13 protein-coding genes are annotated in these 16,258 nt (G+C 42.6%); 4 read left to right on the top strand and 9 right to left on the bottom strand.

What is annotated here, in order from left to right; translation table 11 throughout:
• Positions 1-44: 44 nt before the first annotated feature.
• The 4 genes from ABIN91_RS03865 to coaBC all read right to left on the bottom strand — a co-directional run bounded on the left by ABIN91_RS03865 (position 45) and on the right by coaBC (position 4,986).
• Positions 45-2,042, bottom strand: coding sequence for a M56 family metallopeptidase (locus ABIN91_RS03865; RefSeq protein WP_348048637.1), 1,998 nt, complete (start codon positions 2,040-2,042; stop codon positions 45-47).
• Positions 2,043-2,045: 3 nt separating this feature from the next.
• On the bottom strand, positions 2,046-2,417 hold the full coding sequence (locus tag ABIN91_RS03860; RefSeq protein WP_348048635.1) for a BlaI/MecI/CopY family transcriptional regulator: 372 nt from the start codon (positions 2,415-2,417) through the stop codon (positions 2,046-2,048).
• 470 nt (positions 2,418-2,887) lie between these two features.
• Positions 2,888-3,787, bottom strand: a complete 900-nt coding sequence (locus tag ABIN91_RS03855) for a DUF4835 family protein (RefSeq protein ID WP_348048633.1) — start codon at positions 3,785-3,787, stop codon at positions 2,888-2,890.
• Complete coding sequence (gene coaBC, locus ABIN91_RS03850) at positions 3,784-4,986, bottom strand: bifunctional phosphopantothenoylcysteine decarboxylase/phosphopantothenate--cysteine ligase CoaBC (protein WP_348048631.1); 1,203 nt, start codon at positions 4,984-4,986, stop codon at positions 3,784-3,786. Before coaBC ends, ABIN91_RS03855 begins: the two co-directional genes overlap by 4 nt.
• A gap of 71 nt (positions 4,987-5,057) precedes the next feature.
• Between coaBC and yiaK the strand changes: the two genes are divergently transcribed.
• Together yiaK and ABIN91_RS03840 are read left to right on the top strand one after the other, a co-directional pair.
• The gene (yiaK, locus tag ABIN91_RS03845) at positions 5,058-6,047 is read left to right on the top strand and encodes a 3-dehydro-L-gulonate 2-dehydrogenase (protein WP_348048629.1); all 990 of its coding nucleotides are present in this window, start codon (positions 5,058-5,060) and stop codon (positions 6,045-6,047) included.
• A gap of 60 nt (positions 6,048-6,107) precedes the next feature.
• Positions 6,108-7,334, top strand: a complete 1,227-nt coding sequence (locus ABIN91_RS03840) for a glycosyl hydrolase family 8 (RefSeq protein ID WP_348048627.1) — start codon at positions 6,108-6,110, stop codon at positions 7,332-7,334.
• Between the two features lie 274 nt (positions 7,335-7,608).
• Here the strand turns inward: ABIN91_RS03840 and ABIN91_RS03835 are convergent, their stop codons facing one another.
• Together ABIN91_RS03835 and panB are read right to left on the bottom strand one after the other, a co-directional pair.
• Positions 7,609-8,343, bottom strand: a complete 735-nt coding sequence (locus tag ABIN91_RS03835; RefSeq protein ID WP_348048625.1) for an RluA family pseudouridine synthase — start codon at positions 8,341-8,343, stop codon at positions 7,609-7,611.
• Positions 8,344-8,349: 6 nt separating this feature from the next.
• Positions 8,350-9,165 carry a 3-methyl-2-oxobutanoate hydroxymethyltransferase gene (gene panB, locus ABIN91_RS03830; RefSeq protein WP_348048623.1) on the bottom strand — a complete coding sequence of 272 codons (816 nt, stop codon included), beginning with the start codon at positions 9,163-9,165 and terminating at the stop codon, positions 8,350-8,352.
• Between the two features lie 289 nt (positions 9,166-9,454).
• On the opposite strand from panB, the gene carA reads away from it, so the two are divergent.
• Positions 9,455-10,555, top strand: coding sequence for a glutamine-hydrolyzing carbamoyl-phosphate synthase small subunit (gene carA / locus ABIN91_RS03825; RefSeq protein ID WP_348048621.1), 1,101 nt, complete (start codon positions 9,455-9,457; stop codon positions 10,553-10,555).
• 41 nt (positions 10,556-10,596) lie between these two features.
• Here carA and ABIN91_RS03820 read toward each other — a convergent pair whose 3' ends face one another.
• Positions 10,597-11,418 carry a PAS domain S-box protein gene (locus tag ABIN91_RS03820; protein ID WP_348048619.1) on the bottom strand — a complete coding sequence of 274 codons (822 nt, stop codon included), beginning with the start codon at positions 11,416-11,418 and terminating at the stop codon, positions 10,597-10,599.
• A gap of 181 nt (positions 11,419-11,599) precedes the next feature.
• Positions 11,600-12,205, bottom strand: coding sequence for a porin family protein (locus ABIN91_RS03815; RefSeq protein ID WP_348048617.1), 606 nt, complete (start codon positions 12,203-12,205; stop codon positions 11,600-11,602).
• Between the two features lie 253 nt (positions 12,206-12,458).
• Here ABIN91_RS03815 and ABIN91_RS03810 point away from each other — a divergent pair, with 253 nt between their 5' ends.
• On the top strand, positions 12,459-14,204 hold the full coding sequence (locus tag ABIN91_RS03810; protein WP_348048615.1) for a glycoside hydrolase family 3 N-terminal domain-containing protein: 1,746 nt from the start codon (positions 12,459-12,461) through the stop codon (positions 14,202-14,204).
• On the opposite strand, the gene ABIN91_RS03805 is transcribed toward ABIN91_RS03810, so the two are convergent.
• A complete protein-coding gene (locus tag ABIN91_RS03805; protein WP_348048613.1) occupies positions 14,185-16,164 on the bottom strand; it encodes an alpha-L-arabinofuranosidase C-terminal domain-containing protein in 1,980 nt (659 codons plus the stop codon). The genes ABIN91_RS03810 and ABIN91_RS03805 overlap by 20 nt on opposite strands.
• Positions 16,165-16,258: the final 94 nt, after the last annotated feature.

Below are 16,258 nucleotides of genomic sequence, written 5' to 3'. Positions count from 1 at the left end.
GAGGATACTAAATTACAAATTTGGCGCTTAATAACTGACCTTATTTATTTGCTTCCTTTGTTTACTGTGTCGGTATTGTAAGTGTAGTTACCGTTCATGGCTTTCAGGTTTTTGATGGTTTCTTCACGCAGTTTTTTGAATGCCGGGCTGTTTGTATAAGCAACTAAACGAGCGCGGGCCTGATTAAATAGCTCTTTTTGCTTTTTGATGTCCGGACCGTTAGTGTAATCACGCATTTTTTTACTTAGCGCGTTTAACTCTTTTTGCTGTTGCTTAATAACCGGGTCGTTAAAAGCCTCGCGAATTTTCTGACTGGTTTTATTGAGTTCCTCGCGTTGTTTTTTATACTCAGGGCTGCTGTAATATTCCTGCATTTTTTTGCTGTATTCCCTTATCTGCTCGTTATCTGTTTTAAATTGGGAGTTGCTGGTGTAATTGCGCAGCTCTTCGCCAGCCTTTTTTAAGGCATCGCTATGTGCCTGAAAGTCGGGGCTTTTTGAGGCATTCTCTTTTTCAAACCATTTGCCCTCGTTGTCAAAGTTTTTTTGGAGTTTTTTATATTCAGGAGTATTAAAATAGGCAGACTGATTTTTGCCTAACTTCTCCATTTTCTCCTCTATCTCTTTTACTTCAAGGCTTTCATTAATCTTATTGAAAGCCTTGCTTTGTTGCTCCATATCTTCCTGTAGCTTTTTCAATTGCGGGTTATTATAAATGGAATCGAGGGTACGGCCTTTTAACTCCATTTGTTTTTCGATGCTTCTGTATTGAGCGCTGTGGTAAACCTTTTCCAGTTCTTTGGCTTGTTTATCAACTTCGGCAGAAAGCTTATCCAATATGGGGTTATCGGTATACAGATCATGAGAGACTACTTTTGCGCTTACTGATTTTGGTTTTGGGAAAGCAATTTTGCCGGGAGCAACATGGGAGCCTGTATGTTTAACTTTTTTAGGTTTAACAGATGCTTTTTTAGTTGTATCGGTAAGGTTTGAGAAGAACGGAAGTTTGCCTGCCGGTGATATTGTTACCTTACCGTCTTTAATTTCGGGATTGAGCCAGGCTATGGTGCCCATGCTGCCCATCAGTAATAATACTGCCGCTAAAATGTGGCGGATATTGCTTGCTTGTTTTTTGGTTTCCATAATGCGTTTAATTCGGTTTAATAAATGATATTTTTTGCCAGTTGCGGCTAAGGCCAGTTGAAAGTTTTGAGCACGGTTTTCTTCGAGTTGTAGCAGGGTTTGGGCATAAACCAAAGGTTCGCCGGTTACCTGCAGAACAAGATCGTCGCAGGAATGCTCACGTTCGCTGTAGATGATCTTATTGATAAGGTGTGTGAATGGATTGAAAAAGAACAGGATACCAATAAATTGCTGTAGCAGATTGATGATATAATCGTTACGGCGGATGTGGGCCATCTCGTGAACTAAAATAGATTTGATCTGCTCGGCCGAAAACTGGGTGATGATGGCTGTGGGCAAAATTACCATTGGTTTTAGATAGCCTATAATGCAGGGTACGTCAATATGATCGCTCAAAAAAACCTTTGTCTTTTGAGGGATTTGCAGTAGTTGGGCTATGAGTTGTACGCTTTCCTGGAAAGCGGGATCGTTAATTACGTTTTGTTTAATGTGGTAAATATTGCGCCATCCCCATAGTAAACGAGTTGAGTTAAGTATGATGCCGATGAACCATAGTACAACCAGATAAGGTATGAAATGATCAATAGTTACTGACCAGGTGTTGGGTACTGATACCGCGTTCGTATGGGCGAGGGGGACAAAATCAAGCGGTTCAAATTTATTATCGATGATAACATCAAAGGTTTGATGCTTGCTTATTTCAATTAATAAGGTAGCTAAAGGCCATAATATCGACGCGGTTAAAGCCAACAAGGCAACGTTGTATTTGTTGGCTGATGTTGCCGAAGGGATACACAGTAAAACCATACGTAACAGCGCATAAATAATTAGCCCCTGCCATAGTGAGTGCAGCAATGTGATGCCCAGCACCTGACTGTATTGATCGAATAAGGTTTGCATGGCCTATTGGTTTTTAAGGTTATCCAAATATTGTTTAATGGCGTCGATCTCGGCTTTTGATGAACGGTGGTTACCCAGGGCCTGCATTACCAAATTGGCAGCCGAGCCGTTGAATACGTTGTTGATCATTTTATCGAGATAGTGCTTTTGGGCATCGCTTTGTTTTACCAACGCTTTGTAGATGTGTGTGCGGCTGGTTGCATCGCGCTCTACCAATCCTTTTTCCAGCATGATCTGCATCAGCTTTAGGGTTGTGGTATAGCCGGCATCTTTGGTAGCGGCTAATATTTCGTGCACATCACGAACGCTGCACTGGCCTTTTTTCCAAAGGATCTGTAAAATTTCTAACTCGCTTTCGGTGGGTTTCAGTTCCATAAATTTATTATACGAATATTTTCGTAATTCAAATATACGAATGATTTCGTAATTTCAAATTATTTTTTTATTTCGGATTTCTGATGTTCGATTTCGGATTTTTTTTGGCGGATTGCGGGTTTATTTGTATATTGTATGGAAGAAGAAGCAAGAAGTAAGACTCAGGAATCAAGGTGTGAAATATTCCTACTATTTCCCCCTGTATTGCTAGTTAAGGCCGGAGGCCTGGGAATATTAGTCACGAGCGGGCGCTTGGGAATTAAGTTAAGACTTGAAAAAAATCTTACAATATCCCCCTTTTTCTCTGTTCATTGCGAGGTACGAAGCAAGGACACAGAGAAAAAGCGGCCTTGCATAGTTCGCGATTGCTTCGTGCCTCACAGCCAATGACAACTTAAAAAATACCATATATACCCCGGTCTGCCGAAGGCAAGCATAATTTGTTATCCGGGTTAGCGGAATTATTAGGATTAGTTTTTTTGCAGGGACTGGTATTTGTTGCCGTTTGATGGATCGGCTTCGTTGAGGATGTTGTAGGCTTTGATGCGGGATTGTGGATCGGCGGCGCTGAAGACGGATACGAACTCATCGCTTTTGGCGGCGAAGAAGATCTGCGGAAGCATGGCGCCTAAACCCTGGCGATCTATTTGGGATAAATCGGGCAGGAAGGCAGAGATCGCTTTGCGGGCGTTGGCCGCATTGTCAGACATTAAGTCTAACCCCAAACGGTGATAGTTATAGATAAAATCGCGGATAACGGCGTAGCGTTTGTTGCTTAGGTTTTCGGTTAGCCAATAACGGTTGAGGTTGCTATCGAAGGCGTTCCAGCCTTTATAAGATGCACCTTGCGCCGCGGTTACAATGGTTTTGGCACGGGCGAAATAAGGCGTACCGCCAAAGCGGGAAAAGGAATCGTAATCCATACCCATGATGACGTTGGCGTAATAGGCTAATACCGATGTGATATTGCTTTGGAAAGTTTGTTCGTTAAAATCCAGTTGCTGGCCCTCGGTGTAGGTGAAGTCGAAATCACGATCGTTAACGCTCAATAAGGTACTGGTGTAGGTTGAGCCGTAAATGGGGCGGGTTGATTGTACCTGCAATTCGCCGCTGTATTTGCTGCTGCCATCCCAGGCGGTTATGCTGAGTACAAAGTTGCAATCAACACGCTCCTGCGGTAAAATTTGGTCGTTGCTCCAGCGGCGGTTGTTCAGAAAATCTTTCATGGCATTTTCCAGTACCTGGAAAACCCGCTTGTTGCTGGTTTGTATTTTGGGTGATAACACCTGTATACGCGCGTTCAGATCCTGCGCTTGTGCCGATAGGGCAAAGCTGGTGAGTATGACGATATAGGCGAATACTTTTTTCATGCGTTGATCAGGTCAATAATTTTACGGCAAATATCGGCAGCAACCTCGTCTTTGGTTTTAAGGTCAAAATCGGTTTTATGCAAATGGCGGTCAATTATAGTTATTTTATTGGTATTTGTTTGGAAACCTGCACCTGTATCGTTCAAAGAGTTGAGTACGATGAAATCAAGGTTCTTCTTTTTGAGTTTTTCGATGGCGTTGGTTTCCTCGTCGTTAGTTTCTAAAGCAAAGCCAACCAGTATTTGATCAGGGCGTTTTATGGCACCGAGTGTTTTTAATATATCGGTGGTTTTTTTGAGATCGATGCTGAATTCATCGGTCTTCTTTTTGATCTTGATATCGGATACCGTAACCGGAGTATAATCAGCTACAGCGGCACTCATTACACAGATGCTGGCATCTGTAAAATGCTGTTGGCATGCGTTCAGCATATCATCGGCAGAAGTTACGTTGACGCGTTTGATGGATTTTGATTTGCTTTTCAGGGATGTTGGTCCGGATATTAAGGTTACATCTGCGCCAAGCTTAACCAATGCATCCGCTATAGCGAAACCCATTTTTCCGGATGAATGATTGCCGAGAAAACGGACAGGATCAATGGCCTCGTAAGTTGGCCCGGCGGTAACCAAAGCCTTTTTATTGAGCAGCGGTAAGCCTTTTTTTAGGTCGGCTTCAATAAAGCTGATCATATCTTCGGGTTCGGCCATGCGGCCTTCACCTACTAAGCCGCTGGCAAGTTCGCCGTAGCCGGGCGGGATGAAAATGTTGCCGTATGTTTTAAGTTGATCTACGTTATGTAACGTAGATTCGTGCTTCCACATATCGAGGTCCATGGCTGGGGCAAAATAAACCGGACATTTGGCCGATAGGTAAACAGCGGTGAGCAGGTTATCAACTAATCCGGTAGCCATTTTGGCCATGGTGTTTGCTGATGCAGGGGCGATGATCATAAGATCGGCCCAGAGGCCAAGCTCGACGTGGTTGTTCCACTCGCCGGTTTCGGGTTCAAAGTATTGAACGTATACGGGCTTTTTGGATAGGGTGGATAAAGTTAAGGGCGTGATAAAATTGGTTGAGTCGGGTGTCATTACCACCTGTACTTCGGCACCGGCCTTAACCAGTAGGCGCACCAGGAAAGCGGTTTTGTAGGCGGCAATACTTCCGCAAACGCCCAGCACAATTTTTTTACCCTCAAGCATAAAGCAAAAATATGTTTTATCTGTCAATATATTGTTGCTTAATTTAGTGAACTTCTATTAAAACAGTTGCTATGAGAATACCATTTGATACTTTACGATCTGAATTTTTAAGGATACTGATTAAGCTGAACATGCATCCCGCGAAAGCTGAACAATGCGCTACCATATTTGCTGAAAACAGCAGGGATGGTGTTTATACGCATGGGTTGAACCGTTTCCCTGTTTTTGTTGAGTTGATAAAGGAAGGCTTGATTAGGATTGATGCTGAACCCGTACTGGAAAACCATTTGGGTATGATAGAACAATGGAACGGCAATTATGCAGCGGGAGTGCTGAATGCTGGGCATTGTATGCAAAGGGCTATTGATTTGGCTAAGAAGAACGGCATTGGTTGCGTTGCCATACGCGATACCAACCACTGGATGCGTGGCGGAACTTATGGCTGGCAAGCCGCCGAAGCCGGCTGTATAGGCATTTGCTTTACCAATACCATTGCCAACGTACCGCCCTGGGGAGGGATAGACCCGCGATTAGGGAATAATCCGTTGATCATCGCTGTGCCCCGTAAGGATGGGCATGTGGTGTTGGATATGGCAGTATCACAGTATTCGTTTGGGAAGCTGATGCAGTATCAGGCTAACAACGAGGAATTACCTTTACCGGGAGGATATGATAGCGAAGGTAATTTAAGTACAGATCCGGCGGCTATTATGGAATCTAAAAGAATATTGCCTATTGGGTTTTGGAAAGGTTCGGGCTTATCGCTGATGCTGGATCTGCTGGTTACGATACTGAGCCAGGGGAGATCGACAGAAAAGATAACGGAGAGCAAGAAGGAAGCGGGGGTATCGCAGGTGTTTATCGCGATTCATCAGCCGGATACGGAGATGAACCATCAGTTAATAGAGCAGATATTGGATTATGCAAAAAGTAGCCGTCCCGAAAAGGAAGGCGGTAAAATATCGTACCCCGGCGAGAATACTTTGCGTACACGAGAGCGCAATATTAAGGAAGGAATACCGGTTGATGAAACGATATGGAACAAGGTGTTAAGCCTGTAGGCAAACAAAAAACGGAATGCGATTGTATTTTGATTGAAAAACCATAAGTTGTTTTAAAGTATGAGTTTCAATAAAAGATTATCTGCCGTAGCTGTATTGTTAATTGTAAGCTGTTCTGTGTTTGCACAAAAGGCATCGAGGCCGTTTCCGCAACATATATCATATTATCATGGTGTTATTAAACCTGATCTGTCGCAGAAGCAGTTGGATAACAGTGTCAAGTCGTTTTACATTTTATGGAAAGAGCGTTATATTAATGCCAATTGTGGCGCGGGGCAATACTATGTTTGGTTTGAAAAACCGGGCAAGCAAAGTGTATCCGAAGGGCAGGGTTATGGTATGATGATTGTTGCCCTGATGGCCGGTTATGACAAAAAGGCCCAAGCCACTTTTGATGGCTTATATAGGTATTATAAAGCGCACCCAAGTAAGCGTAGCTCTAAATTGATGGCCTGGGCGCAGAATAAGAATTGTAAAGATATAAGCGGAGATAGCGCTACGGATGGCGATATGGATATTGCCTACTCGTTATTGTTAGCTGATAAGCAGTGGGGAAGTAGTGGCACGATCAATTACCTGAGTGAGAGTAAACAGATGATTGCCGCTATAATGAAGCAGGAGATCAACCTGAAAACGTACTCGATATTATTAGGAAACTCGATTGAGCATGATAGTAAAGATTATTTTGATACGCGCACCAGCGATTTTATGCCGGCTCATTTTAAAGAGTTTAAAAAAGTGGGTAATGATGCGGCATGGGATAAGGTGGTGGATAGAAACTATTCCCTGTTTAAATTAATGCAGAATAAGTTTAGTCCGGATGCTGGTTTGGTGCCCGATTTTATTCAGCATGTTGATGGCAAGCCTGTGCCTGCAAAAGCGAGATATCTGGAGTCGGTTTATGACGGTAGTTATAACTATAACGCTTGCCGAGTGCCCTGGCGCATAGCTATCGACTATATATTGTATGGAGATAAACGGTCCAAAATTGTGGTAGATAAAATTAACAACTGGATAAAGGGGACTACCAATGGCAACCCGGATAATATATCGGCAGGGTATAGTTTGCAGGGTAATGACTTGAAAAACAGGTATTTTGAAGCGATGAGCTTTATAGCGCCCTTCGCGGTATCGGCTATGGTTGATAAGCAGAACCAAAATTGGCTGAACCAGGTGTGGGATTACATATTGAAATTTGACCTGGATACTTTTGATTATTATGATAACAGTATTAAGATGTTGAATATGATTATTTTATCAGGTAATTATTGGTCGCCATCTTCATAAATATTTTTGATTATTAGTTATTTATGGTATTTTTATTCCTGTCTGTTAACAATCATACGGAGTAATTGTAATAGCGTTAATTAGCTATGATCGAAGATTTTTATAGAGAAGAAAGTGAAGAATCTCTGAAGATAAATTATGCTCGCTGCAACTATTGCGGTGAAAGGCTGAGACTGCGTGCCAGAAAACCTAAAGCTGTAAAAGTTTTTTTATTCTTTTTACCAATTAAAAGGTACAAGTGTACCAATTGCCGCCGTAGCGTTTATAAAATAATTTAAGTTTTTGCTATATGGGCAAGGCTTTCAAATTTATCCCAAAAACCATCCTGCGGTAGCTTAGCATAAATATCAACCGGCTCTTTTTTTATGGGGTGAATAAATTGAATGCGGCGGGCATGTAAGCAAATACTTTTCTTCAAACTTCCGCGCGGATAGCCGTATTTATTGTCGCCAACAATTGGGCAGTTCAGGGTAGAGAGTTGTACGCGGATCTGATGCGGCCGGCCGGTTATCGGGTCAACCTCTATCAAATAGTAACCGTTTAGCTCGCCTATCAGTTTGTAGTTTAATTCGGAACGCATGCTGCCGGTCACTTCATGGTCGTGAGCTTTGGTTACGTTCTTTTGTGGGTTTTTAATTAGCCAATGTACCAGGTTCCCGCTTTCGGGAACGGGGCGGTTGCGTACCACGGCCAGATAGGTTTTGTGTACTTCACGGCCCTTGAACAGGGCGTTCATCCGCTCAAGCGCCTTGCTGGTTTTAGCGAACATGATCACGCCGCTTACGGGCCTGTCTAAGCGGTGAACCACGCCTAAAAAAGCGCCGTTTGGTTTGTTGTATTTTTTGGCGATGTATTTTTTAACCTTCTCATCAAGCGATTCATCTCCGGTATCATCAACCTGCACAATATCTCCGGCGCGTTTATTGATGGCGATGAGGTGGTTGTCTTCGTAAAGAACATCGTTATCGGTAACGTCGTATTGCGGGTTATGGAATTCTACTCTGGCCATTGAATATTAATACTGCTCCTTTTCGCTTGGGAAATCTTTTGCCTTTACATCCTTAATATAATTCTGGATGGCGCCGTTCATCACATCGTACAAACTGGCGTATTGGCGTAAAAAACGTGGGCGGAAACCTTTGTTAAGGCCAAGCATATCGTGAATAACTAAAACCTGACCATCGCAATGCTGGCCCGCGCCTATACCTATGGTTGGTATAGCTATGCTCTGGCTTACTTCCTGGGCTAATTTGGCGGGTATCTTTTCCAGTACTATCGAAAAGCAGCCTAATTCCTGGAGCTTTAAAGCATCTTCGCGCAGTTTTTGGGCTTCGGCTTCTTCTTTAGCGCGAACGGTATAAGTTCCGAACTTGTAGATGGATTGCGGGGTTAAACCCAAGTGCCCCATTACAGGGATACCAGCGGCTAAAATGCGGCTAACGGATTCGGCTATTTCAAGGCCACCTTCCATTTTAACGGCATGAGCGCCAGATTCTTTCATGATGCGGATCGCGGAGTTCAAGGCTTCTTTTGAGTTACCCTGATAAGAACCGAAAGGGAGATCGACAACAACCAAACCCCGCTTAATGGCGCGTACCACTGATGAGGCGTGATAAATCATTTGATCGAGCGTGATAGGGAGGGTAGTTTCGTGTCCGGCCATTACGTTTGAGGCAGAATCGCCAACAAGTATTACATCGATTCCTGCATCATCAACAATGGTAGCCATAGAATAATCGTAGGCGGTAAGCATGGCAATTTTTTCGCCGCGCTGTTTCATCTCCTGCAAAATGTGGGTGGTTATCCGTTTTACCTCTTTATGTACCGACATAGTTTTGAGTTCTAAGTGGTCAAAGGTAGGATTATTATGTTATTTCGGATGCCGGATGTTCGATTTCGGATTTGTAATTATTAAAAAATATTTGATTCTGATTTCTGTTGACTATAAAAGGAGCTATTTTCTCATTCAAAAAATTCGAAATCGAACATCGCAAATCCAAAATAAACTTTTACCTTTGCGGCTGTGAATACAGAGGTGCCATACTTCATATTTTCTATCCTATTCTGCGGAGCTTTACACTGCCTAACCCTTCGTTTTTCATTTTTAAATTCGTTACAAAATGAGCTATCTAACTAAACTACCTGCTATACTATTATTGGCCGACGGAACAGTATTTCATGGCAAGGCTGCCGGAAAAATTGGAACCACAACCGGCGAAATATGCTTTAATACTGGTATGACAGGCTATCAGGAGATTTTTACTGATCCATCATACTTCGGCCAGATCATGGTTACTACCAATGCGCATATAGGTAATTACGGTATCCGCAAAGAAGAAGTAGAATCTGATCAGATACAGATCGCTGGTTTGGTTTGTAAAAATTACAACATAGCTTATAGCCGTAAAGAAGCTGATGAATCTATCCAGGATTATTTCCAGGAGCAGAATATTGTGTCGATATCTGACATTGATACCCGCCAACTGGTGCGTTACATACGCGAGAAAGGTGCTATGAACGCCATAATTTCATCAGAGATCACTGATATTGACGAGTTGAAAAAGAAACTGGATGCTGTACCATCAATGGATGGATTGGAGTTATCATCGCAAGTATCAACCAAAGAAACTTATAATTTTGGGGAAGAAGGCGCCGATAGTAAACGCATAGCGGTTTTGGATTTGGGTGTGAAGAAAAATATTCTGCGTAATTTTGCGCACAGGGATGTTTATGGTAAGGTTTTCCCGGCTAAAACTACTTTTGCCGAAATGGAAGAGTTTAAACCGGATGGCTATTTTATATCAAACGGCCCCGGCGATCCATCTGCCATGCCTTACGCTATTGATACTGTTAAAGAGATTTTAGCTGCTGAGAAACCAATGTTCGGTATTTGTTTAGGTCATCAATTGCTGGCTTTGGCTAATGATATCCCCACCAAGAAAATGTTTAACGGTCACCGTGGTTTAAATCACCCGGTTAAAAATATAATTAAGAACCACTGCGAGGTAACTTCACAAAACCATGGTTTTGGCGTAGTGCCCGAGGCGGTTAGAGCATCGGATAAAGTAGAGATCACTCACGTTAATCTGAACGATCAATCGATAGAAGGTATCCGCGTTAAGGGTAAGAAAGCTTTTTCGGTACAATATCACCCGGAATCATCCCCTGGTCCGCATGATTCACGTTATCTGTTTGATGATTTTGTGGATATGATGGGGTAACAGATATATTGAAACGCCGGGCAAACGCCGGGCGTTTTTGTTTAATTACCCAAATTAGCCGCATCATTGATCTGCCGGCTAACATCATGTATCATAATATCTAATTCGGAAGCTGATATTTCGATATAATTGATACAAAGTTCCTTTTCTTTTTCATCGTTTGTGTTTCGTAGCACGTTCAATAGGCCAAGTATTGAAGCCAATGGCCGCCTAACATTATGAGATTCGGCCAAGGATATTTCCCTCAGGACTCCGTTTTGTTTGGTGAGCTCGTCGTTTGCCTGCTGTAATTTCATTTCTATCAGTAGGCGCTCAGTGGTGTCATTTGCCATGATCATCACATAATCCGTTTTGGCCGACTTAATAAGATGTGATGTGACATGAGCATATATAGTAGTACCGTCCTTGCGTTTATGCTGCCAAATTCCCGAGTTTTTATAACCGGCATCAAAAGCTTTAACTGCTCTTAATACCTTTTCAGATTCCTCGGGCGAGCGAATATCTAAGATGGTCATCTGGTAAAACTCTTCTTTAGTATATCCATAATTAGATACTGTAGCATCATTTACAGATATAAACCGCAAGGTGTTGCGATCATACACCCACATTGGATTAGGATTATCTTCATAATAGCTGCGATATTGCTTCTCGCTGTTTTCGATGCGGTTATAATGGAGTATAATTAACTTGAAAAAAATATAACCTGTCAAGATTACATAAAGTAACGCACTTGCGCTACCTATTAGTAAAACATCACTGGCTGAAACAGTTTCAAGATAAATGATTAGAAGATCACTCGCGGCTATCCACAAAACACTGCCGATTACATGGATGACTATTATTTTAAGTATTCTGGAATTCATCTATGTAGATAGAAATGTGTTATTTGTTTTTTTGACTTGTCAATATCGCTTCTATTATTGATTTATTTCAATTAATATGAAAAATATTTTTTTGTTATAGTTAATAGATGATCGGTAATAAAAAAGCCCTCTCCCAAAGGAAGAAGGCTTTCTAAAAAAACTAACAATCTAAACTCGTTTATTACAGTATTTTAAAGGCCAAACCAAACTGGAATACCTGGTTACGGAATTCGGGGGTTTGTGATGAGCCATCGCCGTTGTTCTTTTGCAAGTCGAGCGCGTATCGGGCATGGAAATCAACCGACTTGCTTAAATCGATACTTAAACCAGCCACGCCACCAACAATACTGTTACGGAAATTATTCCTGTCGTTATCGTATTGGGTTTGTTGTGTTACTGTGATACCATTGCTGTACACATTTTTAGTTGATGTAGCGAACGAGAACTGCGGACCCACAACAATAGCGAAGTTATCGGCTAAACGAAGCCTTGCCAATAAGGGTATATCAATAAAATTACGGGTTTGGGTAAAATCGCCTGTGCTTAAAATTGCTTTGTAACCTTTTTGGGCATATACAACTTCGGGCTGCACACTGAGCGGGCCGATGAGGGGGATCTCTAAAGTTACACCGGCGTTAAAACCTATTACATAGTTTGTATTGAAATTTGGGTCGTTGGTTTTAATAATGTTTGAAACATCTAAACCACCCTTAACACCAAATTTAACCTGGGCATTTACTGCGCCTGCCACAAGCAAGCCAACAGCGAACAATATAATTTTTTTCATTTTGAGTTTAATATTAATTGATGGAGTATATGAAATAAATGTGCCAACAACCCGGTTTTATGCAGGTTGTACATTTATTTAACTCGTAAAATGCTGTTTATCTGTATTTGTAAAGGGTTGTAGTTTTGGTGTTACTTATAAGTTAAATGGCAACGGGCCGTTGAAAATGTATGTTTTAGAATACAGTTAGCTCTTTGCTGATTAATTACGCCGCCACATTTCGGAATAAAGGGTATAATTGATAGTTTTGATTATGCTACCATCTCGCCACTGTAAAATATTAGCCGCTGTTGTGCTGGCTTTTTCAATAAGCTGTGCATCAGCTCAAAAAAAGGAAAGTTTTATTGGATCATTAGATCAGCAAAACCATTGGGTTGATTCTGTTTTTAAGAAACTCAATAAAAAGCAAAAAATAGCGCAGCTATTTATGGTGAGGGCGCATACCAATAAGGGCGAAGCTTTTTCGGACTCTATTGGCCGGGTGGTTAAGAAAGAGAAGATAGGTGGTTTGGTGTTTTTTCAGGGTGGGCCGCAAAGGCAAGCTGTATTGACAAACACCTATCAAAAGCTGGCCCGGGTGCCTTTGCTTATCGCGATGGATGGTGAGTGGGGTTTAGGTATGCGATTAGATTCGACGATATCATATCCTTATCAGATGACTTTAGGCGCGATTCAGGATAATACGCTGATCTACAAAATGGGGCACGAGGTGGCTAATGATTTTAAGCGCCTGGGCATGCAAATGAATTTTGGGCCGGATATGGATGTGAACAACAACCCAAACAATCCGGTAATTGGTTATCGCTCTTTTGGTGATAACAAATACAATGTGGCTAAAAAAGGTATAGCTTATATGGAGGGAATGCAGGATAATGGTATCCTGACCACAGCCAAACACTTTCCCGGACACGGTGATACGGATGTGGATTCGCACTTTGATTTGCCTAAGTTGCCGTTTGATAAAGCACGGTTAGATTCGTTGGAAGAATATCCGTTTAAGCAGGCTATTGCCGCTGGTTTGAGCGGGGTTATGGTGGCGCATATGAATATCCCTGCGCTGGATTCTACCGCGCATCTGCCGTCTACATTATCAAAACCAATTATTACCGGCATATTGAAAGATCAGCTGGGTTTTAAAGGTTTGATAGTTTCGGATGCGATGGAGATGAAGGGGGTGGTTAAGTATTTCCCGAATGGACAAGCTGATGTAATGGGTTTTAACGCGGGTATGGATATTCTGGAGTTAACCGGGGATACTAAGCGTGCTGTGAAGATGATTAAGAAAGCGATCCGCAAAAAACAAATAGAGAAAAGTGAATTGGATAGGCGGGTGAGGAAGATATTAACTGCTAAATATTGGGCGGGCTTAAATAATGTAAAAGAGGTACGAACAACCAATGTTTTTGAAGACCTGAACAGGCCGGAAGCTAAAGCATTAGTACAACAACTTTGTGATTCGGCAATTACGATGTTGAAGAGTGATACTATTTTTGCACCTGCCCGTACCGATAGAGTTGCTTTGGTAAGTATAGGAACGCCAAAAGCTACCGTATTTCAACAAGGTTTAAGTCAGTATTATACCAACAGCGTCCAGTTTAATTTGGCTAAGAATGCCGGTGTGCCAGAGATGAACCAATTGCTTGAAACTTTAAAAAGTTATGACGCTGTGATTGTAGGTGTACACGATAGCCGCTTACGCCCTGCAGCTAAGCTTGATTATACCAGTGATGTGAAGTTTTTTGTTGCCGAACTGGCTGCACATAAAAATACAGCCATCAGCGTGTTTGCTAACCCTTATACCCTTGCCGGTTTGCCGGGGATTGAGAAAAGCCAAACGCTTTTGGTGGGTTACCAAATGAGTGATGAAATGCAACGCTCTGCCGTGAAGGTATTAACCGTACAGGCAAAGCCAACCGGCAAATTGCCGGTTAGCATTAATACATTTTTCCCGAATGGGTTGGGTGTGGTGATGAAACAATCTACAACAGTTGCACTTTAATTACATTGATTGAATAAGCATCATACAACCGGGTAAAGCTTTTACTAATACCCGATATTTTCTGATCAACCGGGATGATTTTGTTTGGCTCGGTTATAGAGTTGGTATCTTGTGGGGTACTGCCTTTTAACGTTGTCAGTATTCCTTCCGGGGATACTTTGCCGATGCCCTGCATATCAATATTGATTGATTGCGCTGTGCCTGTTGTGTTTACTATCTTGATGTATAGTGTTCCGGTTTTTGTGTCTTTGGTGGCTACGTAAAACAGGGCCGGGATTGGTTTGGGTATTATACCGGCTATGCTATCCTTTTTGCTTGGGGTACGTGTTTGGGTTGGGATGTTTTCGCCACTCATAGCTACAGTTTTGTTGCCGATGTTGTTGCCGAATAAAACCTCGGCGTAGTATGATGGTGAACCATAGCTTGATATGGCATTGTAGCCTATCAGATCAGAACTCCATTGCATTGCTCCCGGATTTACGTTTACGAAGAGCGGGGCATAGCAAGACATCACTACATGATCTGAATTGCGTTCCATTCCCGTCATCCAGGCGGCATCGCCCAGGGCGGCATTCATGTTTGGTGTTGGCGAGCCTTCGCGGGTTGCCCATTCGCCTACAAATATTTTTGGTCCTTTGCGGTCATAATCATCGTAGTGTGTGGCATCGGCTTCCATTTCCCATGCTGAACGATAGTAATGCTCGTCGAATAATTCGGGGCGGCGCTTGGTTATTTTAACCCTTTGGCCTAATGGATCGCGGCCACCAACGGTTGATATGATCTGTAGTTTAGGGTATTTTGCTTTGATAGCATCGTAAAATTGGGCGAAACGGCCATCGTAGCTTCCTGATACGTCAAAACCGTCTTCGTTACCTACTTCAATATAGTTTAGCTTGAATGGTTTAGGGTGACCGTCTTTAGCACGTTGTGCCCCCCATTTGGTTGTTACATCTCCGCTTACATATTCAATCTCTTCTAATGCTTCATCAACATAAGGTTTCAGGAAGGGGCCTGCGGGCACGTAATCGCCTTTTAAAACATAGCCGGCAAATACGGCCAATAGTGGTTCAATTTTGAGGTCTTCGCACCATTCTAAATATTCTAAAAGGCCCATGCCATCTGATGAGCGGTAGTTCCAGCAGCCGCGGTGGCCGGGGCGATCATCTAAAGAACCTAAAGTTTTTTTCCAGTCGAAACGGGTTGAGAACATGTCGCCCTCTAAGTAGTTACCGCCGGGCAGACGTAAAAAGGTTGGCTTCATATCAGCCATTAGCTGCATAATATCGCTGCGGTTGCCGTTGGGGCGGTTGTTAAACGTTGGCGGGAAAAGAGAAGCTAAATTGAACCAATAAGTACCAGCCTGTTTGGTTGAGATGACGAAATGTGCCTGTGTTGTTGGTTTAACATCGGCGGTTGTGGTTAGCGTAGCTGTATATTTTTTCCAGCCGCCTTTGGTTAAGGTTACGGGGGCTGTTGCGTAGGTTATGGTGCCATCATTGCTTTCGATGCTGATAGTTAATGGTATAGTACCTTCGTCAGCGGCTTTGGCATAAAACGATGCTTTATAGGTGGTTTTCGGTTTTACCGGGATACCCCAATAGCCTTCGTTGATAATGCCTGCGCGGCCATTGCTATTCTCGACAGTTAGTTTGAGGCAGGTTGTTAGTGCTTCGTTGATGTTGTTTTTAGTGTCCAGCTCAATTTTTGCTTTGGCGCCGTTTTGTTGTAAGGCTGTCCAGTTATCGGGGGCCTTGGAGTTATCTTTAAAAACGCGGTTCCGGATGAGCTCGGCATAGAGGCCGCCATCGTAAGAGTGGTTGATCTCTTCGGTCATTAAGCCATAGAGTTTGGGGCTAACATCTACACCGGGTTTGGTGAAATTCAGTGTGAGTTTTGGAGTTTGGGCCAGAAGCAGGGAAACGCTAAAAAGCAGTGTTAGGAGGGTAATGTGTTTTTTCATTGGTTGGTTATTGGTTAAAATGTCGTTTTGACATTTAATTGGTTAGGCGAATGTAGATAAAGAAATAATAAAGTGCAAATTATATTTTAAGTGT

Origin of the sequence: Mucilaginibacter sp., assembly GCF_039921305.1 — a bacterium.
Classification (GTDB): domain Bacteria; phylum Bacteroidota; class Bacteroidia; order Sphingobacteriales; family Sphingobacteriaceae; genus Mucilaginibacter.
Note: the sequence above shows the minus strand (reverse complement) of the source record. Positions and strands in the feature narration are given on the sequence as shown.